Source organism: Nocardia miyunensis NBRC 108239 (genome assembly GCF_001613065.1).
In the GTDB taxonomy this organism is placed as follows: domain Bacteria; phylum Actinomycetota; class Actinomycetes; order Mycobacteriales; family Mycobacteriaceae; genus Nocardia; species Nocardia miyunensis.
In genome coordinates this window covers 1-26,456 of record NZ_BDBQ01000019.1, presented here as the reverse complement: position 1 = coordinate 26,456, position 26,456 = coordinate 1, and the positions used below count along the sequence as shown (strand labels likewise).

The window sequence follows — 26,456 nt, the reverse complement described above, 5'->3', positions numbered from 1 at the left end:
ACGCGCGCAGCATCATTCGGCCGACGACAACCAGCGTTCGAACCGATCCAGCGGTCCGCCCTCGCTGCCGTGGCGAGGGCGCAACTGCAGCACGATCCATCCGGCGACCACGATCCCGATCATGTTCACCCCGAGTTGGCCGATCGACCAGAACGCCTTCTGCCACGCGCCCACGGTCGCGGCCACCACCGCGAATCCGGCCGCCGGGATCGTGGTCACCGAGATGAAAACCCCTACCAGCGCAGCCGATTTCGAGGTCACCAGCGACAGCATCCCGGCAGCGCCGGCGAGCAGCGCGACCACCAGTGAGAACGGCCCCACCTGGTAGATGAACTCCACATTGTGGATCCGGTCGACGCTGTCCAGGGTCAGCCAGCCGAACTGCTCCCACGCCAGGGTGGCCACCCAGGTGATCACCATGGCCACCGAGAATCCGACGATCAGCGCCAGCGCCGAACGTCGCGCCAACGCGAAATCCTTGCGCACCAACGACACCGCGAGCGCGGCCAGCGGCCCGAACTCGGGCCCCACCACCATCGCGCCGACGATCGTCACCGGCGAATCGGTGGCGACGCCGACCGCCGCGAGCAGGCAGGCGATGGTGATGAACGCCAGGAACGCCGGACCGATCGTGGACTCCTCCCTGGTCTCGGCCAGCAGCGCCTGCCACACGACCGCGCCGGACGGATCTCCCGGAGCCTGCGCCACCGCGCGATCCGCCGAATCCGACAGCGCGGTATCGACCGGGCCGAGGATGATCCCGCCCGCGCGGCTGATGCCCAGCGCTTCGAGGGCCGCTACCACGTCGTTGACCGATTCCCGCGCGACATCGGCCTCGAGCACATCTCCGGGTGGCTCGACCGCCGCGTCGCGCTGCACCGTGATCAGCGTCGCTCCCGGCTCGGCCCGCAGTGCCTCGAGCGCGTCCTCGGTCTTCCCGGACGGACAGATCACCCGGACGTGCAGCACGATTCTCCTGCTTCCGATTCGTCTCGCACCCGAGATCGATTGCCGGACAGGCGAACCCGAACCGGACGCACCGGTCCGGGTGCACCGTCGCGATTACTTCTTCTCGGCGGTCTTCCGGTCCGGGGTCACCGGGTTGCCGTTCTCGTCGAGGACGACCTCGAGCCCCGCCTCCTTGCGCTGCTGCCGGGTGATCGGCGCGGGCGCGTCGGTCAGCGGGTCCACACCGCCGCCGGACTTCGGGAACGCGATGACATCGCGGATCGAATCCACCCCGGCCAGCAGCGCGGTGATGCGGTCCCAGCCGAAGGCGATGCCGCCGTGCGGCGGTGCGCCGTAGGAGAACGCGTCCAGCAGGAAGCCGAACTTCTCCTGCGCCTCGTCGTGGCTGATGCCCATCACCTTGAACACCCGCTCCTGGACGTCACGGCGGTGGATGCGGATGGAACCGCCGCCGATCTCGTTGCCGTTGCAGACGATGTCGTAGGCGTAGGCCAGCGCCGCGCCGGGATCGGTGTCGAAGGTGTCCAGGGACTCGGGTTTGGGCGAGGTGAACGCGTGGTGCACCGCGGTCCACGCCGAATGTCCCAGGGCGACATCGCCACTCGCGGTCGCGTCGGCGGCCGGTTCGAACAGGGGCGCGTCCACGATCCAGACGAACGCCCAGGCGTTCTCGTCGATCAGGTCACACTTGCGCGCGATCTCACCGCGCGCGGCGCCCAGCAGCGCTCGCTGCGCCTTCGTCTCACCGGCGGCGAAGAACACGCAGTCCCCCGGTTCCGCGCCGACGTGCTTGGCCAGGCCCTCGCGCTCGGAGTCGGTGAGGTTCTTGGCCACCGGACCGCCCAACGTGCCGTCCTCGTTGACCAGGATGTACGCCAGCCCCTTCGCGCCGCGCTGCTTGGCCCACTCCTGCCAGGCGTCGAGCTGACGCCGCGGCTGGCTGGCACCGCCGGGCATCACGACCGCGCCGACGTACGGCGCCTGGAACACCCGGAACGGCGTCTGCGCGAAATACTCTGTGCACTCGGTGATTTCGACGCCGAACCGCAGATCCGGCTTGTCGCTGCCGAACCGGCGCATCGACTCGGCGTAGGTCATGTGCCGGATCGGCGTGGGGATCTCGTGGCCGACGAGTTTCCACAGCGCGCTGAGCACATCCTCGGCCAGCAGGATCACGTCCTCCTGGGTCACGAAGCTCATCTCGACGTCGAGCTGGGTGAATTCGGGCTGCCGGTCCGCGCGGAAGTCCTCGTCGCGGTAGCAGCGCGCGATCTGGTAATACCGCTCGACACCCGAGACCATCAGCAACTGCTTGAACAGCTGCGGGCTCTGCGGCAGCGCGTAGAACTTACCGGGCTGCAACCGGGCCGGGACCAGGAAGTCGCGCGCGCCCTCGGGCGTGGAACGGGTCATGGTCGGGGTCTCGACCTCGACGAAGGCATGGTCGGCCAGAACCGCGCGGGCCGCGGCGTTGACCTGGGAACGCAGCCGGATGGCGTGGGCCGGGCCCTCGCGACGCAGGTCCAGGTAGCGGTACTTCAGCCGCGCTTCCTCACCGGGCTGCTCGTCGAGCTGGAACGGCAGCGGCGCGGCCTCGTTGAGGACGACGAGTTCGGCGACGTTCACCTCGATCGAGCCGGTGGGCAGATTCGGGTTCTCACTGCCGTCGGGCCGCGCCTCGACCACGCCGGTCACCTGCACGCAGTACTCCGCGCGCAACCGGTGCGCCTGTTCGGCCGGAACACCCTCGCGGAACACCACCTGCGCCACACCCGACGCGTCGCGCAGATCGATGAAGATCACGCCACCGTGGTCGCGACGGCGAGCCACCCAACCGGTGAGGGTCACGGTCAGACCGGCGTGTTCGCTTCGCAGCGAACCTGCCAAGTGGGTGCGCAGCACGGGATTCCTTTCGACGGGTCGATGCACCGGCGGGGTGGGCGGATGCGCTCCTATCCTAGAGAGACACGTTCACCCCTCGGAAACCGATATCCGCCACGCCCGTGTCAAGCTGTAGCCCGCGCGCGGACCGGACCGACCGGATCACGTGACGGCACAGCGAACGAACGGGCGAGAGGGCCACGGGATGACCTTCAACGAGGGCATGCAGATCGATCCGGATCGGGCCTCCTCGGGCGGTGGCCCGGGAATGGGTGGGAAGATCGCGCTCGGCGGCGCGGGCGGTCTGATCGTGCTGGTCCTGGCACTGGTCTTCGGCGGGGATCCGCAATCGCTGCTGCGCGAGGTCACCGGGGGCACGACGATCGCCCAGTCCGGGACCGCGAAGACGCCCGCACACTGCAAGACCGGCGCGGATGCGAACAAGTACGTCGACTGCCGGGTCGTGCTCACCGCGCAGAGCCTGGACTCGGTGTGGGGTACCAAGCTCCCCCAGCAGACCCGCAGGGCGTACACCCCACCCAAGGTGCAGTTGTTCACCGGTGCGGTGAACACCGGTGGCTGCGGCCGGGCCACCAGCGCGGTCGGGCCGTTCTACTGCCCCGCCGATCACACCGCCTATTTCGACACCAGTTTCTTCCAGGAACTGGTCGACAAGTTCGGTTCCAGCGGCGGACCGCTGGCCCAGGAGTACGTGGTCGCGCACGAGGTCGGCCACCACATCCAGAATCTGGTCGGCGATTCGGGCCGGGCCGCGAAGTCCGCACAGGGCGCTTCCTCCGGGTCCGTGCGGCTGGAACTGCAGGCCGACTGCTATGCCGGGGTGTGGGCCTCCTATGCCGATAAGCTCCCCGCGCCAGGCAGCAAGCAGGCGTTCCTGAAACCGCTGTCGGACAAGGACATTCAGGACGCGCTCTCGGCCGCCTCGTCGGTCGGCGACGATCGGATCCAGAAGGCCGCCACCGGCCGGACCAACCCGGAGTCCTGGACGCACGGATCCTCCTCCGAACGTCAGAAGTGGTTCCTCACCGGATATCACAACGGCCAGGTGAAGGCGTGCGACACGTTCTCGGCGACCGATCTGAACAATCCTCCGGCACTGCGCTGAGCCGCTCGCGGACATCCGATTGGATCGATCCTTTCGTCCGGTCCGGTATCGCGGCGCGTCGCACCCGTTCGGCCGCAAGAGGGGTTGACAATCGCGGTCGCGGCACTCCGCCGCCGGACGAAAGGACGGTCGATGCAGAGGTTCGGGGCGAGGGAACGATTCGGGACGACGCAGATTCTCGCGGCCGGGTCGGCGCTGACGCTCTCCCTCTGCGGCGGCGCCCTCGTCGCGGCCCAGCCGCCGATCTCGCCGACGCCCGGCACGAGCCAGACTCGGCCGACGCCGGGCTCCCCCACGATCTCGCCGGAGGATTCGCCGACCCACGTCCCGGCATCGACCCCGCCTGTCCTGCCCCGGCCGACCACGCGCCGGCCACTGTCGCCCGCGCCGACCTCACCGGCAGCGGCGCTCGTCGTGGATCGGCATGGACCACCACGAACATGAGTTCGGACGGTGAACGTCGCCGATCGCGACACGCACCGCCCGAACCGATGAGCAGACTCAGCCGACCGTCCAGGTCTCCTTACCGGTGAGCAGCTGCTGCAGTGAATCCGCGTGCACGGGCCGGCGTTCCCGCGCCATCTCGTTCTGCTCGCGAACGCCGTCGTCGTAGGTCGGTCGCGAGACGCTGCGGAAGATGCCGACCGGGACGTGCGACAGGTCCTGCTCCGACAGGCGCGAGAGCGCGTACGCGTACTCCGGATCCTCGCAATAGGCGTCGTGCACGACGATCTCGGACTCGGCGACCGAATCCGCGGCCACCACGTCGAGGCCGAAACCGCTTCGTACCACCGCGAATTCGCCCTCCGCGCCGAAGCGCAGCGGCTCGCCGTGACGCAGCCGGATCAGGTGGGATTCGGCGTCGTCCTTGCGCAGCACGTCGAACGAACCGTCGTTGAAGATCGGGCAGTCCTGCAGGATCTCCACGAAGGAGGTGCCGCGATGCTCCGCGGCCGCCCGCAGCACCTCGGTCAGCCCGGCGCGATCCGAATCCAGCGCCCGCGCGGCGAAGGTCGCCTCCGCGCCCAGGGCCACCGACAACGTGTTGAACGGGTGGTCCACCGACCCCATCGGCGTCGACTTGGTGACCTTGCCCGGTTCCGAGGTCGGCGAGTACTGGCCCTTGGTGAGTCCGTAGATCCGGTTGTTGAACAGCAGGATCGTCATGTTCACATTGCGGCGCAGGGCGTGGATGAGGTGGTTGCCGCCGATCGAGAGCGCATCGCCGTCGCCGGTCACCACCCACACCGACAGATCCGGGCGGGTCACCGCCATGCCCGTCGCGATCGCGGGCGCGCGGCCGTGGATCGAATGGATCCCGTAGGCGTCCAGGTAGTACGGGAAACGGCTCGAGCAGCCGATGCCCGAGACGAACATCATGTTCTCCCGGCGCAACCCGAGATCTGCCAGGAAGCTGCGCACGGTCGCCAGGATGACGTAGTCACCGCAGCCCGGACACCAGCGCACCTCCTGATCCGAGGTGTAGTCCTTGACCTTCTGCGGCCCGTCGGCGCCCGGCACACCGGACAGGCCGGTCAGACCGAGATCGGCGCCGACGAGCGAGGTTTCCACGATCGTCATCAGTTACCCCCTACAGTGCGGTAGGTCGCCCTCGCGCGTGCGGCGAAGACCTTGTCGTTCTCGAGTTCCGCGAGCGATCCGTCCAGTGCCGCGTCGATCACCCCGACCAGCTCCTGCGCCGAGAAGGCGGTACCGGCGACCTTCGTCCACGGCTGCACATCCACCAGATACCGGCCGCGCAGCAGCATGGCCAGCTGACCGCCGTTCATTTCCGGCGCGACCACGGTGCGGTAGCGGCGCAGCACCTCGCCGGTGTTGGCGGGCAGCGGATTCAGGTTCCGCAGATGCGCCTGCGCCACGGGCACTCCGCGCCGCCGCGCCCGGCGGCAGGCCTCGCCGATCGGCCCATAGGAGCTGCCCCAGCCGATCAGCAGCAACTCGGCGTTCCCGCTGGGATCGTCGACCTCGAGGTCAGGCACCTCGATCCCATCGATCTTCGCCTGGCGCAGCCGGACCATCAGATCGTGGTTCGCCGGATCGTAGGAGATGTTGCCGGTGCCGTCGGCCTTCTCCAGACCGCCGATGCGATGCGCGCGGCCGCGCGTGCCCGGTAGCGCGAACGATCGGGCCAGGGTCTCCGGATCACGCGCATAGGGCTGATACGGATCCGAATCGCCTTCGGCGGCGGCGGATTCGAAGGCGGGCTCGATCCGCCCCAGGTCCGCGACCTGCGGAATCGCCCAGGGCTCGGAACCATTGGCGATCGAGCCGTCCGAGAGCAGCAGCACCGGTGTGCGGTAGGTCAGCGCGATGCGCGCGGCTTCCACCGCGGCCGCGAAGCAGTCGGCCGGTGAACGCGGCGCGATCACCGCGACCGGCGATTCGCCGTTGCGCCCGTACAGCGCCTGCAGCAGATCGGCCTGTTCGGTCTTGGTCGGCAGACCCGTCGAGGGGCCGCCGCGCTGCACGTCCACGATCAGCAGCGGCACCTCGGTCATCACCGCCAGGCCGATGGTCTCGCTCTTGAGCGCCAGGCCCGGGCCCGACGTGCTGGTCACCCCGAGCGCACCGCCCAGCGAAGCACCCAGTGCCGCACCGATTCCGGCGATCTCGTCCTCCGCCTGGAAGGTCGTGACGCCGAAGTTCTTGTGCTTGCTCAGTTCGTGCAGGATGTCCGAGGCGGGCGTGATCGGATAGGTGCCCAGGAAGACCTGCAGACCCGCGAGCTGCCCGGCCGCGACGATGCCGTATGCCAGGGCGGTGTTGCCGGTGATCTGCCGATAGGTGCCCGGGGGCAGTGCCGCCGGGGCGACCTCGTAGGTGGTCGCGAATGCCTCGGTGGTCTCGCCGTAGTTCCAGCCGGCCCGGAACGCCAGGATGTTCGCCTCGGCGATATCCGGTTTGGCGGCGAACTTCTCGCGCATGAACTGTTCGGTGCCGCCGATCGGCCGCCCGTACATCCAGGACAGCAGGCCGAGTGCGAACATGTTCTTCGCTCGCTGGCCGTCCTTCTTGCCGACGCCGGTCGACTCGGTCGCCCCCAGCGTCAGCGAGGTCATCGGCACCCGGTGCACGACGAAATCGGACAGTGAGTCGTCGGCGAGCGGATCGGCCGCATAGCCGACCTTGGTCAGCGTGCGCTTGGTGAACTCGTCGGTGTTGACGATGATCGTCGCCCCGCGCGGCAGATCCTCCAGATTCGCCTTCAGCGCCGCGGGATTCATCGCCACCAGCACATCGGGCTGATCACCGGCGGTGAGGATGTCGTAGTCGGCGATCTGGATCTGGAACGAGGAGACGCCGGGTAGCGTGCCCTGGGGCGCACGGATCTCGGCGGGAAAGTTCGGTTGTGTGGCAAGGTCGTTACCGAATGCGGCGGCCTCGTGAGTGAAACGGTCACCGGTCAGCTGCATACCGTCGCCGGAGTCTCCGGCGAATCGGATGACGACCTTTTCCAATTTCTCTGCGACGCCACCGGTTCCGGTCGCGTCCGCGCGACCGGCCTGCGAGGCGGCGTCGCCGGGAGAATCAGAGCCCTGGGCAACCATGCGCGTGTATCACTTCCTCGTCGATGAGTACCACATGCCAAGTTACTCCGCTGCCTTCGGATGTGCCCGAGTAGCAAGCGGTTCAACAGATTTCGCGTCGTACCGATTCCTCGGCAGCGCCGCGTCACGCCGGCGTGCCGAGCTGTCCAGCGCCGCGGCGCAGACGCCCCGCGCCCCGGCTCTCGCCTCCTCTGCTCACCTGACCCGCGCCCGTCCGGGCCCCGGGGCGGGCCGCGCTAGGAGAACAGCGCCAGCTGCGCGGCCGGTTGCGGTGCCCGCGGAGGCCGGACCTGGGGTTCCGGCGGCACGTCGCGGTCCAAACCGTGCCGCGACAGCAGCGGATCGAGCCGGCCGCGCAGCCACGCGGAGTACTCCGGTGTGACGTACGCCCCACGACCGTACAACTGCCTATATCTGCGCAACAGCGCCGGGTGGTGCTCGGCGAGCCACTGCAGGAACCAGCCGCGGGTACGGGCGCGCAGATGCATCGGAAAGGCGACCGCGCTCACCGCACCCGCCTCGGCGATCGCGCCGAAGAGTTCGTCCAGGCGGGCGGCACTGTCGGTCAGGCAGGGAATCACCGGCGCCACCATCACGTTCACCGCGAAACCCGCGTCGGCGAGGGTGCGGACCAGTTCCAGTCGCGCCCGCGGCGACGGCGTGCCCGGTTCCAGACCGCGGTGCAGGTCCGGATCCAGAATCGCGATCGAAACCGCCAGCCGCACCGGCACCTGCCGGGCGGCGAGCGTCAGCAGCGGGAGATCACGCCGCAGCAGGGTGCCCTTGGTGAGAATGGAGAACGGCGTGCCCGAATCGGCCAGCGCGCCGATGATGCCCGGCATCAGCCGGTACCTGCCCTCGGCGCGTTGATAGGGATCGGTATTGGTGCCCAGCGCGACCGGTTCACGCTGCCACGAGCGGCGGTTCAGCTCTCGTCGCAGCACCGCGGCGACATTGGTCTTGACCACGATCTGACTGTCGAAATCGCGGCCCGCGTCCAGATCCAGATATTCGTGCGTACTTCGCGCGAAGCAGTACCGGCACGCGTGCGAGCACCCGCGCATGGGGTTGATCGTCCAGCCGAACGGCAGCGAGGAACCCTCCGGCGTGCGGTTGAGCGCGCTCTTGCACAGCACCTCGTGAAAGGTCACGCCGTCGAATTCCGGGGTCTGCACAGTGCGCACGAGACCCGCCCGGTCGAGTCCCGGGAGGGCGCCGTCCTCGGCATCCAGGGTCTGGCTTCGCCACCGCACCCTCCCAGTCGAACATGTGTTCTATTATCTGTCAAGCAACGCAGCGGGACTTCGATTCGAGCGGCTCGCCGTTGTAGAAGGCGACCAGATCGCGCACGGTGTCCTCGGTCGAGCGCGGCCGGTAACCGAGTTCGGCCTCGGCTTTCGAACCGTCCACGACCGGCGCGGAGATCAGCGCACCCATGGCAGCCTTGGACACCCGGTCGCTGCCGAACAGCTTCGCGACCGGCTCCAGCACGGGCAGCGCGGCGGAGATCACCTTGGTCGGGATCGCGAACCGCGGACCGCGCTTGCCGTTCACCGCCGCGGCCAGCCTGGTCACCTCGAGCATCGAGCACATCGCGCCGGTCAGCAGGTAGTTCTCCCCCGTACGGCCCTTCTCCCCCGCCAGGATCAGGCCGATCGCGACGTCGCGCACGTCGACCAGGTCGAACCCACCCGCGATCATGACCGGGACGCGACCGCGCGCGGCGTCCCACAGCGTGGTGTTGATCCGGGAGTCCGAGTGATCGACCGGTCCGTACACCCCGGTCGGATTGCAGATCACCGCGTCGAGCCCCTGATCGATGACCTTGCGCAGCTCGACCTCGCCCTGGAACTTGGAGCGGTCGTACACCGGCAGATCCGGATCGATCGAACGCTGCGTGCGCTCGTCGATCCGGCCGCCGCAGTTGTATTGATTGAACGCGTGGATCGAACTGGTGTGCACCATGCGCCGCACACCGGCCGCCAGCGCGGCCTCGGCGACCACGCGCACACCCTCGGTGTTGACCCGCCAGGCCATATCGTGGCGATGTTCGAGAGTAATCATGGCCACCAGGTGGTACACCACCTCCGCACCCTCGAGCGCCGAACGCATCGATTCCGGGTCCAGCACGTCACCGCTGACCCAGGTCACCTTCGGGTCCGGTGCGACGGCCGGCCGGACGCGATCAATGGCGGTCACCTCGTGACCGCGCTCCACGAGTTCATGGAGCAGGTTGGTGCCAAGGAAGCCGGCTGCGCCGGTGACTGCGACCTTCATGAGACGAGAATATAGAACGCGTTCTAATATGCAACAAGTTCTAGTTTCTTTCCATTCCGTTTCGTCCGATTCAGCGCCGGATCGGCCGAAATCCGTTGCCGGATACCGGTCGGAGTCGAAACCTGTCGGGCAGGTCCGCTATATTGAGGCCCTGTACCGTTACCGGTCGCGCCGGTGACGGCGCATGGCCCCGGGCCCCGCGGTGTCCGGGCAAGTCCACGAGACCGATGGTATGAGGATTGGGGGGCAGACTCGATGAGTTTCTCGGTGGAAACCGATGCCGTTCGCGCGTTCGCGGCGACACACAAGGGTATCGCGGCACAGATCTCCGGGGCGGGCAATATGGACACGGTCAGTCATGTGGCCGCGATGACGCCGGTCTTCGGGCTCATCGGCGCCGACTACCTGGCGATGTTCGCCGCCGCACAGGTGCTGCACTGCCAGGACATCAACGATCTGTCCAGCAAGGTCGACAAGATCGGGCAGTCCGCCTTCGGCACCGCCGCCACGTTCGACGACTCCGATTCGACCTTCTCCAGTGCGTTGAAATCCGTCACCAACGAGATCGGGGGCTGACTCGTGGCACTCGACTCCGGAACCGGCGGCGTCATCGGCGCGCAGACGGCCGATCCGATCGCGGCGGTGTCCGAGGCGGCCTCGCAGACCGCGCAGAACATCGCCTCGGCCGTGCAGAACGGCCCCTTCGTGCACGTCTCGCTGCCGCAGCTGCCCGCCGAGACCACCGAGGCGGTCTCGCCCGAACTGCATATGGCACAGAAGGAATTCGAGGACGATCACGGCTCGTCGCTCGGTGGCGGGCACATTCCCGGACTGGGCAATACCTCGACCCACGCATCGTCGCTGAGCGATTCCGCGAGTCCGCTGCTCGGCTCCGCCAACGACGCCCTCGACCACGCCCAAAGCAGTCGCGGGGCGATTCCGGGCGCACAGAACGTCTTCGACAACGCCCACACGGCCCTGAACAGCGCACCGGCCGCACTGAACAACGTCGCGCCCTCGATTCAGCAGGCCGCCGCCCCGATCTCCTCGGCCGACCCCACCGATACGATCAACACCCTGCTGAGCAAGGGCATCACCTTGCCCGCCATCCCGGGGATCGAGCAGCTCTTCCAGCCCTTCGCGAGCCTGTTGCAGAGCTTCGGCACGGGCGTGATGGGCGCACTGAATCCGAGCACCCTGCTGAGCCAGTCCTCGCAGATCATCCAGGCGGCCATGTCGGTCGGCCAGGGCGCGCTCAAATCGGTCGACCAGGTCTGGCAGGGCAAATCCGCCAACAGCGCCCAGGCCGCCGGGCAGCAGACCCAGTCCCAGGGCCAGGACACCAGCCAGCGCGGTTTCGACATCTCCAAACTCACCGACGAGGCCGCGGCCGTGGTGCAGAAGGGCAATGTGCAGCTCACCGCCGTGGCCCAGGCGTTCGCCGCCCAGGCCACCGCGCTGGCCCCGGTGATCGTCACACCGCCCGCGCAGGCCACGCTGATCGCCTCGGCCACAGAGCATCTCGGCACGGCGGTCGGCATCGTCAACGCGACCCGCGGCGAACTGGCGGGCTACACCGGCCAGCTCAGCGGCGTGGTCAATCAGTTGCTCGGCCAGAGCGGCGCGGGACAGCAGGCGGCCCAGGCCGCGGAGTCCGTCGCGCAGAACATCGCCCAGCCGGTGATGGAACAGGCCCAATCGCTGTTGTCCAACAGCAGCTCCGACAGCGATACCAGCACCGACGACCTGACCTCGAAGCTCGGCAACACCTCGACGGCCGGATTCGGCGGCTCGTACAGCGGCGGCGGGGGCGGCTCCTTCAGCGGCGGCGGGGGCGGTCTGAGCACCGACGGCATCGGCACAAATTCCGGTGGCGGGGCGGGCACATCCGTGCCGGGCACCATCGCCAATGCCGGCAACGCCCTGGCCGCCCAGGCCAGCGCGGCGGCACGGGCGGCCGGTCTGACCAGCAGCCCGGGTTTCATGGGCGGCGGCGGTGCGGCCAACGCACGCAACTCTTCGGACGAGGAGCACCAGAGCACGGTCCAGCCGTACCAGAGCATCACCGGCGACACCGAGCTCGCCGGTGTGCTCGGTGAGATCGCGCCGGATGTCATCGGCCAGATCCATTCCGACGAGGAGATCAACGGCTACTCGGCCGACACCACCCTCTGATCGGCCGACCTTTCGATCAGATATGCCGAGGGCCCGGACCAGTACGGTCCGGGCCCTCGACGTTCAGCGCAAAGGCGTTCTCCCGGTTCCCGACCCGCTGATTCCCACACCGAAACCGAGTGCGAACCACCGATCGGCTGACAGTCCGTGATCGCTGCGATTACGATCACGGACGAAACTAGAATCTGTTCTAATTTTCGCCCTCCGGAGGAAGCAGGATCCGTGCCCGAGCCGCCCGGACCGGGCGACTGCGCAGACCCGCCAACCGAGAGGATGCCCCGATGCGTTTCACCTACGCGGAGGCGATGACCGATCCGGCCTATTACGTCCCGCTGGCACAGGCAGCCGAGGCCGCCGGATTCCACAGCATGTCGATCGCCGACAGCATCGCCTATCCGGAGGAATCGGATTCGACGTACCCGTACACGCCCGACGGCTCGCGAGAGTTCCTGGACGGCAAGCCGTTCATCGAGACGTTCGTGCTGTCCGCGGCGCTGGCCGCCGTGACGACCACGCTGCGATTCACGCCGTTCGTGATCAAACTGCCGATCCGCCCGCCCGTCCTGGTCGCCAAGCAGGCGAGCTCACTGGCCGCGTTGAGCGGCAACCGGTTCGCCCTCGGCGTCGGAATCAGCCCGTGGCCGGAGGATTTCGAGATCATGGACGTCCCGTTCGAGCGCCGCGGGAAGCGAATGGACGAATGCATCGAAATCGTCCGCGGCCTGTGCACCGGCGAATATTTCGAGTACCACGGCGAGTTCTACGACATTCCGCGGATCAAGCTGACCCCCGCACCGACCGAGCCGATGCCGATCCTGGTCGGCGGGCACAGCGATCCGGCGCTGCGCCGCGCGGTGCGGCTGTGCGACGGCTGGATGCACGCCGGAGGCCGGCCCGAGGATTTGGATCGCATGCTCGCCCGCCTGGACGAACTGCTCCCCGAACGCGACAGCTCCATCCCGTTCGAGATCCACGTCGCCTCCCTGGACGCCTACACCCCCGACGGCATCAAGCGGCTCGAGGAGCGCGGCATCACCGATGTCATCGTCGGCTTCCGCTACCACTACACGCCCGGACCGGATACCGAACCGCTGGCGAACAAGATCGCCGCGATCGAGCGCTACGCCGAATCCGTCATCGCCAAATGCTGAACCGCCACACCCGGTCCGATCGACGCCCGCGCGAGGATCGGACCGCCCGGCACATCGATCAGAAGCGCTTGGCGTAGCCCAGTTCGATCACGGCATCCCGCTCGGATTCCAGCTCGGCGACACTGGCATCGATTCGGGCACGGGAGAATTCATCGATCTCGAGCCCGGACACGATCCGGTACTCCCCCTCGGCGCAGGTGACCGGGAACGAACTGATCAGCCCGTCGGGCACGCCGTACGACCCGTCGGACGGGACCGCCATCGACACCCAGTCGCCGTCCGGGGTCCCCAGCACCCAGTCCCGGATGTGATCCAGGGCCGCACCCGCGGCGCTCGCCGCCGACGACGCACCTCGGGCCTTGATGATCGCGGTGCCACGCTGCTGCACGGTGGGGATGAAATCCTCTGTGACCCAAGCAGATTCGCCAATCATCCGCAACGCCGGGCGACCGCCGACGGTGGCATGGTGCAGATCCGGATACTGGGTGGCCGAATGATTACCCCAGATGGTCATTCTCGCGATCGACGCGGCGGGCGCACCCGCCCGGCGCGCGAGCTGGGCGATGGCCCGGTTGTGATCCAGCCGGGTCAGCGCGGTGAATCGCGAACCGGGCACATCGGGGGCATTGCTCATCGCGATGAGCGCGTTGGTGTTCGCGGGATTGCCCACCACCAGGACCTTCACATCCGGCGCGGCACTGGCGTTGATGGCCGCGCCCTGATCGGCGAAGATGGCGCCGTTGGCGGCGAGCAGATCCGAACGCTCCATCGCGGCGGTCCGGGGACGCGCGCCAACCAGCACCGCGATATTCGCCCCCTCGAATCCGATCCACGGATCGTCGGCGATGTCGACGGACTCGAGCAGGGCGAACGCGCCGTCCTCGAGTTCCATCGCCACCCCCTCGAGGGCGCCGACCGCGGCCGGCGTCTCCAATAGCCGCAGTCGAACCGGCGTCTGCGGCCCGAGCATCGCCCCGGCGGCGATCCGGAACAGCAATCCGTAGGCGATCTGTCCGGCCGCACCGGTGACGGTGACGGTCACGGGCGTGCGAGCAGTCCTGGTCACATCAACTCCTCGATGATCGGCTGTATGTGCCCGAGCCTATCGAGCCGCACATCGCCGGACGGCTCACCGTGAGCAATCAGACATCCGCGAGAAACCCTTCCCGCGAATGCCACAGCGCAGGCTCGATACGCTGCGCAGCAACGCTTTTCGCACTACGGCGGGACAGCTCAGCCCAGTGCGGCGATATCCGCGTCGCTCAGCGCGACGGGCTGGACCACATCCTTGACCCGCACCAGATGAACGGCCCGATACAGCGGCCGCTGCTCGAGTCCCGCGTCACGAGCCTCCGCGCGCAACTGGCCGACCAGCATGCTGGATACGCCCAGCGCGGCCGCGAGATGACTCGCGGCCAGGGCGTCGGCGAGGGTGCGCAACCCCAGGATGTGCAATTCCCGGCCGCCACCGGCGTCGGTGTACATGGCCAGCGGAATCACCTGCCGAACGCGCCCCGCGGTGATCCGCAGCACGATCCGGCTCAGCCGCCCGGGGTATACCAGGATCTCCACACCGGTGGCCTGCGCGATGTCCACCCGCCGCCGCCCGGTCAGGGTGCGCGCCTCGACCACCGTGCCCGCCAGCCAGATTCGCCGGCGCCGCACCGACACCGTATACACCGCGGCGGGCGCCACCAGCAGCACACCGGCCAGCACCGCGACCGGCCAGTCGACCAGCAGCGCCAGCAGTAAGGCCACCACCACGGCCGCACCGCAGGCGAGCAGGGTGAACCGGCGCAACACCGGCGCATACACCTCCGGGGCGATGAGATCCAGGCCGACCCGTTGCGGCCCTGACGAATTCGGTTGCTGCTGCATCTGTATCCATGGCCTCCGCTGCACTCCGGCGGGTTCGGGCCAGGGCCCAGGGCGATCCCGGCCCCGTGACCGTACTACCGATCGTGCGCGAGAGCCTCCGACACCGCGCCGACCGCATCGTCGAGCGCGATCTGCCGCTGATCGCCGGTGGCCAGATCCTTCAACCCGATCTCGTTCTCGGCGATATCCCGATCGCCCAGCACCAGAGCGTATTTCGCGCCGGAGCGGTCGGCGGCCTTCATCGCGCCCTTGACCCCGCGCCCGCCGTAGGCCAGATCGACCCGCACACCCGTGGCGCGCAACCGTGCCGCCAGGACCACCAGCCGCTGGGTGGCCGCCTCGCCCAGCGGTACACCGAAGACGTCCACGCGCGCCGGCTCGGCCGCGGACTTGCCCTCGGCCTGCAACGCCAGCATGGTCCGGTCCACGCCCAGTCCGAATCCGATGCCCGAGAGCGGCTGCCCGCCCAGCTGCGCCATCAGTCCGTCGTACCGGCCGCCGCCGCCGATGCCCGACTGTGCGCCGAGTCCGTCGTGCACGAATTCGAAGGTGGTCTTGGTGTAGTAGTCCAGCCCGCGCACCATGCGGGGGTTGATCGTGTACGCCACTCCGATCGCGTCCAGATATCCCAGAACCTGGTCGAAGTGGACCTTCGCCGACTCCGACAGGTGATCGAGCATCAGCGGCGCCGAAGCGGTCAGCTCCCGCACCTCGGGACGCTTGTCGTCGAGGACCCGCAGTGGATTCAGCTCCGCGCGCCGCCGGGTCTCCTCATCCAGGGGAAGCCCGAACAGGAACTCCTGCAACAGTTCTCGATACTGCGGACGGCACGAATCGTCACCCAGGGAAGTGATCTCGAGTCGGTACCCGTCCAGGCCCAGGGCGCGGAATCCGGCGTCGGCGATCGCGATGACCTCGGCGTCCAGTGCCGGATCGTCCACACCGATCGCCTCGACGCCCACCTGCTGCAACTGCCGGTACCGCCCGGCCTGCGGCCGTTCGTAGCGGAAGAACGGGCCCGCGTAACACAGCTTGACCGGCAGCTGCCCGCGGTCCAGACCGTGTTCGATCACCGCTCGCATCACCCCGGCGGTGCCCTCCGGGCGCAGCGTGACGCTCCGGTCGCCACGGTCGGCGAAGGTGTACATCTCCTTGCTGACCACATCGGTCGACTCCCCGACCCCGCGGGCGAACAGGCCGGTGTCCTCGAAGATCGGCAGCTCCACATGCCCGTATCCGGCCGATCGCGCGGCATGCACGAGCGTGTCGCGCACGGCGACGAACTCGGCCGAGCCGGGCGGGACGTAATCCGGGATCCCCTTCGGGGCGTTGAAGCTGCTGGTCTTGGTCACGATCCCCCAGTCTCCCCTACCACATATCCGCAAGTCCAACCGGTTCCCGAGCGACACCGGCGACCGCGGTAGGTCCGGTCCTGAGACCTGCCTCAGGAACTGATGGCAGACTCTTGGCCGGAACGCAGACCTACACGGGAGGAACTGGGAGTGCCGAGCAACGAACAGCGACGTGCCGCGGCGAAACGGAAGTTGGAGCGGCAACTCGCCCGTCGGGCCGAACGGGCTCGGCGGCGCAAGCAGCTCACCATCGCCGGATCCGTGCTCGGCGTGGTCATCGCGGTGGCGGCCGGTGTCAGCATCTACTACCTCACGCGCGGTGACGACCACGCTGCGAATTCGGCCGACTCGTCCGCCACCACCAGCGCCGACGCCTCACTCTCCGATACGCCCAAGGCGGCCCCGCCCCCGGCGGCCAAGCCCAAGGCCGCGACCGTGAGTTGCGCGTACCGCGACGGCGGCCAGGCGGCCAAGCCGGTGCAGAAGCCGGACAAGACCCAGGTCTCCACCTCCGGCACTCACAAGGTCACCATCGATTCCACGCAGGGCCCGATCGGGATCACCCTGAACGCGGCCGAATCCCCCTGCACGGTCAACAGTTTCGTGAACCTGGCCGATCAGCACTTCTACGACAACACCCCCTGCCACCGGCTCAGCACCCAGGGCCTGCAGATGCTGCAGTGCGGCGATCCGACCGGCACCGGCCAGGGCGGACCGGGCTACGAGTACAACAACGAGTACCCGACCGATCAGTACGCCAAAGAGGATCCCGCCGCGCAGAATCCGGTGCTGTACAAGCGCGGTGTGGTCGCGATGGCCAATGCGGGCCCCGACCGCACGACCGGCGAGGGTACCAACGGCAGCCAGTTCTTCCTGATGTTCGGCGACTCGCAGCTGCCGCCGCAGTACACCATCTTCGGCACGATCGACCAGGCCGGGCTGGCGACGCTGGACAAGGTCGCCAAGGCCGGTGACGACCACTCGATGGACTCCTCTGCCGGGGGCGGTAAGCCGAACCTGCCGATCACCTTCACATCGGTCACCGCGAGCTGAAATCGGTGGCCGCCGAGTCGAATCCGGCGGCCACCACGTTTTCGGGGAATGCACGAAGAAGCTTCGGCCCGAACCTCGACCTCATCGGAAAACATACGAAGGTTCTGCGCGCGGGTCGGAAATGTGCGATATATGCTGTCACGGTGCACGCCTGGTAAGGCAACCCTGCATATTTATTGGTAACCTCGTATAACGGAGTACGAACGTAGTGTTGTCAACGCCCCACCGGGCAGCACCGCTCACCCAGTGCTCCCGGTGTCCACAATGCAGGCGGGACGTATCACTCGAACCACCGTTCCGGTGACCGCGTCCATGACGATGCACCACACATCATCCATAGTGATCCCACTGCAACATCGGGGAGCAGGCCATGCCGGAAATGGACGAAATCGGCGCCGAGACGTCGTCGATCATGAAGCAAATGTTGCAGCTCGCGACACTGGTCGCACTGCGCACCCGGGAGCGCGGACAGAAGGAAGCCGAAGCCCGCGTCAAGGTCACCGAATCGCGCGTCAAAGAGGCCCGGGAACTTCAATTCCGGGAGGCGCGTGAGGCGAAGGCCAAGGATCCGCGCAACCTCGAACTCACCAGGATGTTCGAGAAGGCTCCGCTCGAACGGGGCGTTTCCCTCGAGCGGGACCGCAGCATCTCCGACCGTACCGGTACTGCCGCACCGGTCGGCGGCCAGACCACGCCCTCGGTCCGGTACGACTCGGCCGAGCGCCGTACCGCGCTGGCTCAGCATCTCAATCGCATCGGCGTAGCGCCCGAACTCGCGGCGGTACGCATGTTGATGGAGGTCGGTCAGGCCCAGCCCGCATCCGAGGCGGTGCGCATGCGGCCCGATACCGGCAGGCGTATCGGACAATCTCGGGAATTGGAGGGTCGCGGGCTCGAGCGCACCCGCGGCTGATTCCGATCGGTTCACCGCTGCCCGGGGTATCTATTCCGATGTCCCGGGCAGTGCGGTGTATTCAGCAGCTGGACCAGATTCACCAGAACCCGCTGTCGCGCAGCCGGTTCCGGTTCAGACCTGATATTCCTCGGCGTCCGCCGGATTGCTGAACATCCCGCCCCCGGGCTCCGCGGTCGGCAGTGGGCTCAGCAAATCCTTGTGGCCGTGCCGTGCACTGCAGTAGCGGAAAGTGCCACGCGGATCGAACAACTGCTTCATATGCCCGTCGGCATGCTCCACGAACCACTCGCTGAGGCCGGTCGCACTCTGTTGCCTGAGGTCTTCCCAAGCTCGCCACAGCGCATCCAGCCGCGCCACGGCCTCGGGATGCCGCCACCACTCCGGGCACCACACCGTATCCGTCGTATCGGTGACCTGCCGCTGAAAGGTCATGCTCAGGTAGTTCTCGACGAACTGCACCACCGACTTGTAGATTTTCGCGTCGTCGGTCACGTCGTTGAACATTCCGGGCGGCGGGGTGCGCAACGGCAACGGCGCCAGCAGTTGGCGATGCCCGTGCCTGGAACTGCAGTACTTGAACGGGCCAGTGGGGTCCAGCAGTTTCGCCATGTGCTTATCGGCGTGGTCGAGGAACCAGATGCTCAAACCCTTACTGTCATCGCGCCGCTGGTTCTCCCACGCCCGCCACAGCGTATCCAGCCGCGCCACGGCCTCGGGGTGCCGCCACCACTCCGGGCACCACACCGCATCGGTCGTATCGGTGACCTGCCGCTGGTACACATAACGCAGATACTGATCCACGAACGCCACGACGTCCGGGAAGTGCGTGAGGTACTGCTCCGGTTCGGTCAAGTCCTCACCTCCCCTTCGATTCCATTGCGGCGGAACGCATCACGCCGAGAGCCCACTCACCGCACGCACTCACAGGGGCTGCACCTCCTCGGGCTGACCGTACTGCTCGGCCGGCGCCTCCCGGACCAGACCGCGCTCCTCGACCAGATCGCTGATCTGGGTGGTGCGGGCGCCTGGCTCGTACCGTGCGATGGAATCCCGCACCGCGTCGGCGTATGGGCCCTCCCACCACGGAACCGTGCGCACCATCACCGCGGGCGCACCCGAGGTGAACACGACCGCGCGGCCGCGCGGCAGGGTGACCAGCGCGTTGACGTTCAACGTCCGCGAGGAGCCGAGCGAACGCGAATAGCTCTTGCCGCCCTTGGATTCGGACATCGACTGGGAGATCACGTCGTAATCGCCGATCGCCTCAGACCGTTCGGCGAGAAACTTCGTATCGTCGATACCGCTGCCGAGGACCTTGATATTGGCGGCGGACCACAACGCCTCCATACCGTCCTCGCCCCAGCATCGGGCGCCCTGTGCCCAGGACTGCAACACCGTCATCACCACGATGCCGCGCGAGCCGAAATGGCTGTACTGCTTGGGCAGATCCTTCCAGCGCACGACGTTGGCCGCCTCGTCCAGCACCGCCAGCAGCGGCACCCGCAGACGTCCGTGCGGCGAGCGGGCCGCCTCGCGCATCGCCACATCGACCACCGCCGCGGTCAGGGCGCTGACCAGCGGGGCGGCCGAACCGCGGCCCTCCAGCGAGAGGCAGTACAGGGTTCCGTTGCGCTCCAGGAATTCCAGCTCGTCGAACTCCCGACGATCGCCGCCCGGGGTGATCCACTGGTGCACATTGGACATCTTCAGGCAGCCGATCATCTTCTTCGCGGTGCCGAAGATGCCGCTCTTGGTGCGCGGATCGGTGTTGTACTGCGCGGACAAGGATGACGCGGACAGGCTCAGATCGGCCACATTGGCCCAGTACGGCGTCGCCTGACGCAGCATCTCGATGGGTTCGGGGTTGTTCGGGTTGGTGACCCACTCCCACACCTGCACGATCGGCCGCTGCGCCACCGCGGCGGCCAGGAACAGGTTCGCCAGCAGGTCCTCGGCCTCGGCGTCGAAGTACTTGTCCCCCTTCGAATCCAGGCCGGAGTCCGCGTCGGCGAAGTGCCCGGCCAACTGTGCGGCACGCATCTCGCAACCGCGGCGACGCGCATCGACCCAGCGCAGCGGATCCCAGTACCAGTTGATCGGCTGATCCACGTCCAGGGCCACGCCCTGCGGATCGAAGACGTACACGTGGCGCGTATCCCCTTGGCGCTCACGCACACCGCGGGTCGCGTCGACCACGTCACGCTTGTTCGAGGTGACCAGCACCGGGCCGATGGCGGACAGAATCGCCGGGATCACCCGCGAGGTCGACTTGCCCTGCCGCGGCCCCCAGATGTCCAGGTGCAGATCCTCGTACGAGCCGTACAGCGGCATACCCTCGGCGACCGAGATCCCGATCGGCACACCCGGTGAATCGTTGTAGCCCAGACCCTGATTGCGCGACAGGCCCGACTCCAGGCCACCCGACCCGCGCCCCGAGCCGACACCGAGCTGCTCGGCCTTCTCCCGCACGCCCTGTTCGGTCAGCGCGGCGATGGAGCCGCCCATGCCCATGTACTGAGCCTTGTCGTCGACCGGTAGCTTGCCTTTACCGGCGCGCTTGCGCATCTCCTTGCGCACCGTGACGAACGCGATCAACAGCACGATCACCAGAATCACGATCACCGTGGCGGGCATCGGCCAGCTGAGTTTCCCCCGCGCGAACGAGGCGACGATCGCGATCGGATTGATCGGGATGTCCTGCTTGGGCGTGGACAGCCAGTTGCCCAGTTGCAGTGCCACCCACAGGGTTCCGACGACCGCGAATCCGACATAGATCAGAATCAGGGTGTGGTCGGGACCCGGGTCGGCCGGATCCTTCACCTTCTTCGCCATCTCAGCCTCCTGGGTGACCGTATATGTTGTTGCCGCTCAACGGAATCCGTCGAGTCGCCAGACTCCGCCGGTGGACACGACGGTGGCGATGACCGTCGTCGGCGGCAGCGGTTCGCGCCGCCCGTCCGGGTAGAGGACGGTCTGCTCGATTCCGATCTTGTACTGCTGATGATCCGGATCGCCGGTGGACGGCGCCTTCTCCCCCGACGCGAACGCGAACGCCTCGATCTTCGCCCCGGCCGTGGCCCAATCCGCCCACTGCAGTGAGGGTTTCGGCGTCTCCGCGACGCTCGGCGGGGAATCCAGCGTCCGCAGCAGGGTCGGGCCGAGGTACCGCCGCGCCCGCGACAGCGACGTCCCCTCGGACTCGGTCGCCGGGTACCAGGTGTAGATCTCCTGCAGCGCCGCCACCGCGACGCCGTCGGGTGTGCTCGGGTCCGGCGGCGGCACCGCTTCCAGCTGCCGGACCGTGGTCGTGGGCTGCTGCGTGTAGTCGGCTCCGGTGCCCCCGGCGCATGCGGCGGCCAACATCGCGACGCCCACCACCAGCATCACCACCACTATCGCGTATCGCCCGGTCACCGAGGCCCGCCCGCCCGGCGGGCGGCGGCCGACCATGTCTGTCCTCCAGGCTATCGGGCGCACGGGACTGTTGACAGCTCTCGGCAATTCGGTGATCTCGGCGTGTCCCGCGCGTCCGCGGTCGTGCACAGCTGTCCGGCTCACATCACCCTCCGTAACCGTCCGTCACCGGGTACCGCGGCCCGGCCCACACCGGACGGATCGGCCGCGCGCAGCATGCGGCCGCTGCCGAGATAGATGCCGACGTCCGCGGGCCCGCGCAGGCCGAAATCGAAGAACACCAGATCACCCGGACGCGCCGCACTCAACGGAACCTCCGAGCCCTTCTCCCACTGCTGTTCGGCCGTGCGCGGCAGGATAATCCGGCCGGAGGACGCCGCGAACACCGACGCCGAGGTCAGGCCCGGCCCGTCCAGACCGCCTCCGGTAGGCCCGGACGGACCACCGCCGCCCCACACGTACGGGGTGCCGATCCACTGCTCACCGGCCCGCACGATCTGATCGCCGCCGGACCCGCCGTCCGGTTGGAAGCTACCCATCGAGCCGGGCGCGCGGTACTGCGCCTCCATCGCCAGGATGTTCGCCACGTACGGCTGGGTCTCGGAGAAGTGCGCGGGGACCTGGTCGGGCATCCCGCCCGAGGCCAGTACCGCGCCCTCACCGGCGTTGTACGCCGCCAACGCCAACGGCACGACGTCGCCACGCACCTTCCCCTGCCCGATCCAGCCCTCGATCCGGTGGGCCAGCGAGCACATGTAGCGGCCCTGCGCGATGATCGCGTCGCCGTCGTCCCACAGGCTCGCCGTGCCGTTGCCGTCGGCATCGAGCAGGTAGGGTCTGCCGTCGTCCGGATCGGCGGATCGTGCTGTGCCGGGCAAGAATTGGGCCAAACCCTCGGCACCTGCCGGGGAAGTCAGCCCGCGCCGGAATCCCGACTCCTGTTTGCCCTGGGCGGCCAGGATCGAGGAGGTGATCTCCGGGCAGATGGATCCCGCACGGCGATACCAGATTTCGAGGTCGGCGGGCACCTTGCCGGCGGCGAGTGCGCCACCGGCGGTCCCGAACCCGAGGCCGCACAACGGATTCACCGCATTCGGCACCGCACCGCTGGCCTGCGGGGTCGGTGCGCCGTCCAACCAGGGCAGCGGGTCGATCTGATGCCCGCCGTTGAGACGGCCGCCGGGAACGATCTCGAAATGCAGGTGCGGCCCGGTGGCCTGTCCGGCCGAGCCCACCCGGCCGATCGGCTGACCGGCACGCACGGTCTGTCCCACCCGCACCCCGACGCCACTGGCCCATTCGTGCCCGTACACCGCGGAGAACGGACGTCCGTTGACATCCGTGGAGTCGACCACGATCCAGTTGCCGAATCCGGAGGCCGGTCCGGCCGCGACGACCGTGCCGTCGGCCACCGAGTAGATGGTCGTACCGTCCGGGGCTGCCAGGTCGACGCCGAGATGGGTGCCACCGCGCGAACCGAACGTGTCGGAGATCTGGAACGATCCGGCCGACAGCGGCCAGGTCCGCCGGATCGGCGCCAGGCTCCCGCCCGGCCGGTCTTCGCCCGTACCCGGATTCACCGCTGCCGCGGGCACATCGGGGACCGTCGAATGTGACGCCGCCGCAGGCGCGTTCGGCACCGATGCTGTGGATCCGGTCGGTTTCGCCGCGCCCGAGGCCGGCGAGGGTTGTGCCTGCGCCGCGACGCTCGGGACCGGCGCGGTGACCGAGACGGTCGGCTGATCGGCGCAGTCGTCCTCGGAGGAGGGCAGCACGATGATCACGATCAGCGCGATCAGCCCGATCACACTGCCGAATCCCACCCACAGCAGAGATTTCCCGTTCACCGCGGCACGCCCATTCGTCGCTGGGCAGCGATCATGTGCTGCGCTGGGTGTCGTTGAGGGTTTCCACCAGGGTGCGATTCATCTCGGCGGCGGCGGCCAGTTGCTGTTGCAGCAGAGCGACTTTGCGCCGCAGCGCGCCCGCGTCCATTCGATCCAGGCCGGGGCCCTCCGCGGCACGCACCCAGTTGCGGACCGAATTGGCGTGCACGCCGATCTGCTCGGCCACCACCCGGCACGCCTCGGATTCGCTGCGCAGCTTGCCCGTCAGGGCGATGACCTGTTCCACCGCGGCCTGGCGCACCTGCGGTGACACCCTGCGATAGGACCTGTGCGGCATCATCGTGCCAGCCTCCCTGACCGCCGAATCCGCGAAGGCGCCTGCGCCACCGCCCGGTTCGCTCTCACGCAGCACTCCCCTCGTCACCGCTCGGTGCGGCGTCGTCACCGCGGCGTGCGGTGGATTCGGTGAATTCGCTGAAACGCTGGTTGGTTTCGTGGATTCCGCTTTCCTTCTCCGAGATCGTGAATTCCATGTGGAACGGTATGCCGGGACGGCGATCCTCGCCGATCTTCAGCAGGAATTTACCGGTACCGGGTGCGGGTGGGCGGGCTTGTCCGGGTTTGAGCGCCTCACCGGTCAACGCCTGCGGCGCCGACCATCCCGTCACCATCTCCTCCTCGGCGGAGGTGAACGGAATCGTGGAATCCAGACGTTTGATCTCCTCCGGCGGCAGCGCGCCGAAGATCTTCGCGCGGGCGCGTTCGAGGAAACCGATCGCCTTGGCGATCGCGGCTTCCGAACCGAGCGACTGCAGATCTTTGATGGTGTGGCTGATCATGATCAGCGAGGTGGCCAGGCCGCGTTGCAGACGGGTCAGTTCGTCGACGCGATCGACCATGAAATCGCCCAGGCCCAGTACCTGCCACAGCTCGTCCATGACCACCTGGAAATAGCGCTGCGCGCCCAGTTCCGCGTCGGCGAGCACGTGTGCCGCCTCCACCGAGGCGAATCCGTCGGCCCAGCAGGCCAGCATGACCGCGGCCTTGAGCTTCTTATCGCCGGTGGGGATGTGCGAGACGTCGATGCAGACCGCGACCGCGGTGGTGTCGATTGGCGTGGTCGTCTGCCCGTTGAACACCGCGCCGAACGGACCCTGGGTCAGGGCGCGCAGCGAGCGGCGCAGACCCTTGATGGATTCGTGGTACTCCTCGGGGCTGTCCGCACCGGCGTCGAGCATCAGCTGCTCGCCGCCCTCGACGATGACCTCGAGCAGATTCTCCATGATCGGCGGATTCTCCGGGGCGAACTCGCTGCCCTCCCGGTACAGGATGCTCAGCGCGGTCGAGATGAGCGTCTCCTCGTAGTCGCGCACCCGCGCACCGCGCACGAGTTCGACCAGACCGGCGATCAGGGTGACCTGGCGGGCCCGCAGTTCCTGGGTCACCTGAACCTGCAAGGCGGGCATATCGTTCAGCAGCGGCACGACCGAGCCGAGGACACCACCGGCCAGCGGATTGAGCTTGCCGTGGCCGTAACCCAGGTCGATGACCTGTCCGCCGACCATCTCCACCAGTTTGCGGTAGTCGGGTTTGACATCGGCCAGGATCAGCGGCGTGATGCCCTGCGCGACACCGCCCAGCACGATCCGGCGCACCAGCGAGGATTTACCGAATCCGTTGAGTCCCAGGACGAACAGGCTCGGCGCGGTGATGAAACTGCCACGCATGAACCAGTTCATCGGATCGAAGCAGACCGGGGCTCCGGTGTGCAGATGCGAGCCGAGCGGGGTGCCGATCAGCGGCGCGCCCGCGCCGACCGACCACGGCCACAGGCCCGCGACCTGCGCGGTGGTGGCGCGGTATTCGACCGGACGGCCCACGACGTTCATCCGGCCGCCGCCCGCGCCGAGATAACCGCGATCGGTCAATTGCGCTGTGGTGCGGTCGAATCCGTCCTCGTCCTCCGATTCGAGGCGGGCCGCGGCGTTCATCCGGCGCAGATCGTCGGTGCGGATGCGGAAGGCCGCCCAGCCCGCGCGCAGACCCGCGCCCTCGCGGGCGGTCATCTCCAGCCGGGCCCGGGTGAGCTCGTCCAGCAGCGGCGGCCCCTTTTTCGGCTGCTTGCCGCCCTTGCCCTTTCGAGCCGACGACGACCTCGCCGGAACCGGGGCCGTGCGCTGGGATTCGCCGCGGACGGTCTCGCCGCCGTTGCGATCGGTCACCCGGCGGCGATTGCGCTGCGACATCGGGGCACGGCTGCGGGTCAGATGCCCCGGGTCGGCGCGCTGCGGATCCGGATGGGATCCGTTGCCGGACAACGTATCCGGTCCCGAACGCGGGCGTGCGGCGCGGGGGTCGGGCGGTCCGGCCTGCTCGGATAAATCCTGCGGCGGGCGCTGACGCCGACCGCCCTGCCCGTCTCGCATGTCCTCACGACCTCTCACACGCTGTTCGGTCCCCCGGGCCGCACCGCCCGACCGGTCGGGTGTCTGCTGGTTGCCACGGTCGCGCGCCGTCGCGGGCCGGGACGTGGAATTGCGTGTGCCGGTATCGGCCGGGCCACGCCTCGCGTCGACCGGACCCGGACCATCGGCGGCGGGCTTCGTCTCGTTTGAGGCCGTCTTGCCGTTCGTGGGCGCCGGGCCGTTCGCGGCGGGCGCGTCGAGTGCGGGAATCGCTCCGGCACGTGAGGTGGAGTGCTCCCGCGTGGTGACGGACTGCTCACGAGCAGTGGAGGATTCGATCGCCAGACGATCGGAGGCCGCGTCCTCGCGCATCGGACGGCGCTCACGCGGCGGTGCGACGTCCCGGGAACGCGAGCGCGCCTCGGCATCGCCCGACCGGCCCG

Annotated in this window: 21 protein-coding genes; 6 read left to right on the top strand and 15 right to left on the bottom strand. The window is 68.1% G+C overall.

What is annotated here, in order from left to right; all coding sequences use genetic code 11:
- Window positions 1–12 precede the first annotated feature (12 nt).
- Together NM2_RS09275 and aspS are read right to left on the bottom strand one after the other, a co-directional pair.
- The gene (locus NM2_RS09275; protein ID WP_067666653.1) at window positions 13–969 is read right to left on the bottom strand and encodes a DUF389 domain-containing protein; all 957 of its coding nucleotides are present in this window, start codon (window positions 967–969) and stop codon (window positions 13–15) included.
- Between the two features lie 93 nt (window positions 970–1,062).
- A complete protein-coding gene (gene aspS, locus NM2_RS09270) occupies window positions 1,063–2,871 on the bottom strand; it encodes an aspartate--tRNA ligase (RefSeq protein WP_067666651.1) in 1,809 nt (602 codons plus the stop codon).
- A 184-nt stretch (window positions 2,872–3,055) separates the two neighbouring features.
- Here aspS and ypfJ point away from each other — a divergent pair, with 184 nt between their 5' ends.
- Window positions 3,056–3,976: a KPN_02809 family neutral zinc metallopeptidase gene (gene ypfJ / locus NM2_RS09265; protein ID WP_067666650.1), complete on the top strand. Its 921-nt coding sequence runs from the start codon at window positions 3,056–3,058 to the stop codon at window positions 3,974–3,976.
- Between the two features lie 501 nt (window positions 3,977–4,477).
- Here the strand turns inward: ypfJ and NM2_RS09260 are convergent.
- The 4 genes from NM2_RS09260 to NM2_RS09245 form a co-directional block, all read right to left on the bottom strand.
- Window positions 4,478–5,557 (bottom strand): 2-oxoacid:ferredoxin oxidoreductase subunit beta, encoded by a 1,080-nt coding sequence (locus NM2_RS09260; protein WP_067666648.1) that lies wholly within the window; start codon window positions 5,555–5,557, stop codon window positions 4,478–4,480.
- Window positions 5,557–7,545, bottom strand: coding sequence for a 2-oxoacid:acceptor oxidoreductase subunit alpha (locus NM2_RS09255; protein ID WP_245717924.1), 1,989 nt, complete (start codon window positions 7,543–7,545; stop codon window positions 5,557–5,559). Before NM2_RS09255 ends, NM2_RS09260 begins: the two co-directional genes overlap by 1 nt.
- Window positions 7,546–7,781: 236 nt before the next feature.
- Window positions 7,782–8,798, bottom strand: coding sequence for an Rv2578c family radical SAM protein (locus tag NM2_RS09250; protein WP_067666646.1), 1,017 nt, complete (start codon window positions 8,796–8,798; stop codon window positions 7,782–7,784).
- Between the two features lie 31 nt (window positions 8,799–8,829).
- A complete protein-coding gene (locus NM2_RS09245; RefSeq protein ID WP_067666644.1) occupies window positions 8,830–9,822 on the bottom strand; it encodes an NAD-dependent epimerase/dehydratase family protein in 993 nt (330 codons plus the stop codon).
- Window positions 9,823–10,077: 255 nt separating this feature from the next.
- Here NM2_RS09245 and NM2_RS09240 point away from each other — a divergent pair, with 255 nt between their 5' ends.
- From NM2_RS09240 to NM2_RS09230, 3 genes are all read left to right on the top strand, one after another.
- Window positions 10,078–10,398 (top strand): type VII secretion target, encoded by a 321-nt coding sequence (locus NM2_RS09240; RefSeq protein WP_067666642.1) that lies wholly within the window; start codon window positions 10,078–10,080, stop codon window positions 10,396–10,398.
- Window positions 10,399–10,401: 3 nt separating this feature from the next.
- Window positions 10,402–11,997 carry a hypothetical protein gene (locus tag NM2_RS09235; protein ID WP_067666640.1) on the top strand — a complete coding sequence of 532 codons (1,596 nt, stop codon included), beginning with the start codon at window positions 10,402–10,404 and terminating at the stop codon, window positions 11,995–11,997.
- A 281-nt stretch (window positions 11,998–12,278) separates the two neighbouring features.
- Window positions 12,279–13,148, top strand: coding sequence for a TIGR03619 family F420-dependent LLM class oxidoreductase (locus NM2_RS09230; protein WP_067666638.1), 870 nt, complete (start codon window positions 12,279–12,281; stop codon window positions 13,146–13,148).
- A gap of 58 nt (window positions 13,149–13,206) precedes the next feature.
- Here the strand turns inward: NM2_RS09230 and NM2_RS09225 are convergent, their stop codons facing one another.
- From NM2_RS09225 to hisS, 3 genes are all read right to left on the bottom strand, one after another.
- Entirely contained in the window at window positions 13,207–14,214 is a 1,008-nt protein-coding gene (locus NM2_RS09225; RefSeq protein WP_067666637.1) for a malate dehydrogenase, read from the bottom strand.
- A 167-nt stretch (window positions 14,215–14,381) separates the two neighbouring features.
- Window positions 14,382–15,026 (bottom strand): hypothetical protein, encoded by a 645-nt coding sequence (locus tag NM2_RS09220; RefSeq protein WP_067666635.1) that lies wholly within the window; start codon window positions 15,024–15,026, stop codon window positions 14,382–14,384.
- Window positions 15,027–15,100: 74 nt separating this feature from the next.
- Window positions 15,101–16,378, bottom strand: coding sequence for a histidine--tRNA ligase (gene hisS, locus NM2_RS09215; RefSeq protein WP_067666633.1), 1,278 nt, complete (start codon window positions 16,376–16,378; stop codon window positions 15,101–15,103).
- 150 nt (window positions 16,379–16,528) lie between these two features.
- Between hisS and NM2_RS09210 the strand changes: the two genes are divergently transcribed.
- Both NM2_RS09210 and NM2_RS09205 read left to right on the top strand, forming a co-directional pair.
- Window positions 16,529–17,431 carry a peptidylprolyl isomerase gene (locus NM2_RS09210; RefSeq protein WP_067666631.1) on the top strand — a complete coding sequence of 301 codons (903 nt, stop codon included), beginning with the start codon at window positions 16,529–16,531 and terminating at the stop codon, window positions 17,429–17,431.
- Between the two features lie 370 nt (window positions 17,432–17,801).
- On the top strand, window positions 17,802–18,344 hold the full coding sequence (locus NM2_RS09205; protein ID WP_067666629.1) for a hypothetical protein: 543 nt from the start codon (window positions 17,802–17,804) through the stop codon (window positions 18,342–18,344).
- Between the two features lie 114 nt (window positions 18,345–18,458).
- On the opposite strand, the gene NM2_RS51450 is transcribed toward NM2_RS09205, so the two are convergent.
- The 6 genes from NM2_RS51450 to NM2_RS50135 all read right to left on the bottom strand — a co-directional run bounded on the left by NM2_RS51450 (window position 18,459) and on the right by NM2_RS50135 (window position 25,674).
- Window positions 18,459–19,199, bottom strand: coding sequence for a DUF4913 domain-containing protein (locus NM2_RS51450; protein WP_245717923.1), 741 nt, complete (start codon window positions 19,197–19,199; stop codon window positions 18,459–18,461).
- Window positions 19,200–19,268: 69 nt separating this feature from the next.
- Window positions 19,269–21,179 (bottom strand): type IV secretory system conjugative DNA transfer family protein, encoded by a 1,911-nt coding sequence (locus tag NM2_RS09195; RefSeq protein ID WP_067666628.1) that lies wholly within the window; start codon window positions 21,177–21,179, stop codon window positions 19,269–19,271.
- 36 nt (window positions 21,180–21,215) lie between these two features.
- The gene (locus NM2_RS09190; protein ID WP_245717922.1) at window positions 21,216–21,905 is read right to left on the bottom strand and encodes a hypothetical protein; all 690 of its coding nucleotides are present in this window, start codon (window positions 21,903–21,905) and stop codon (window positions 21,216–21,218) included.
- Window positions 21,902–23,608: a M23 family metallopeptidase gene (locus tag NM2_RS09185; RefSeq protein ID WP_067666626.1), complete on the bottom strand. Its 1,707-nt coding sequence runs from the start codon at window positions 23,606–23,608 to the stop codon at window positions 21,902–21,904. The genes NM2_RS09190 and NM2_RS09185 overlap by 4 nt, the downstream gene beginning before the upstream one ends.
- A gap of 31 nt (window positions 23,609–23,639) precedes the next feature.
- On the bottom strand, window positions 23,640–23,948 hold the full coding sequence (locus NM2_RS09180; RefSeq protein WP_040825177.1) for a transposase: 309 nt from the start codon (window positions 23,946–23,948) through the stop codon (window positions 23,640–23,642).
- 61 nt (window positions 23,949–24,009) lie between these two features.
- On the bottom strand, window positions 24,010–25,674 hold the full coding sequence (locus tag NM2_RS50135) for a putative type IV secretion/conjugal transfer ATPase (protein ID WP_169816145.1): 1,665 nt from the start codon (window positions 25,672–25,674) through the stop codon (window positions 24,010–24,012).
- Between the last annotated feature and the right edge of the window lie 782 nt (window positions 25,675–26,456).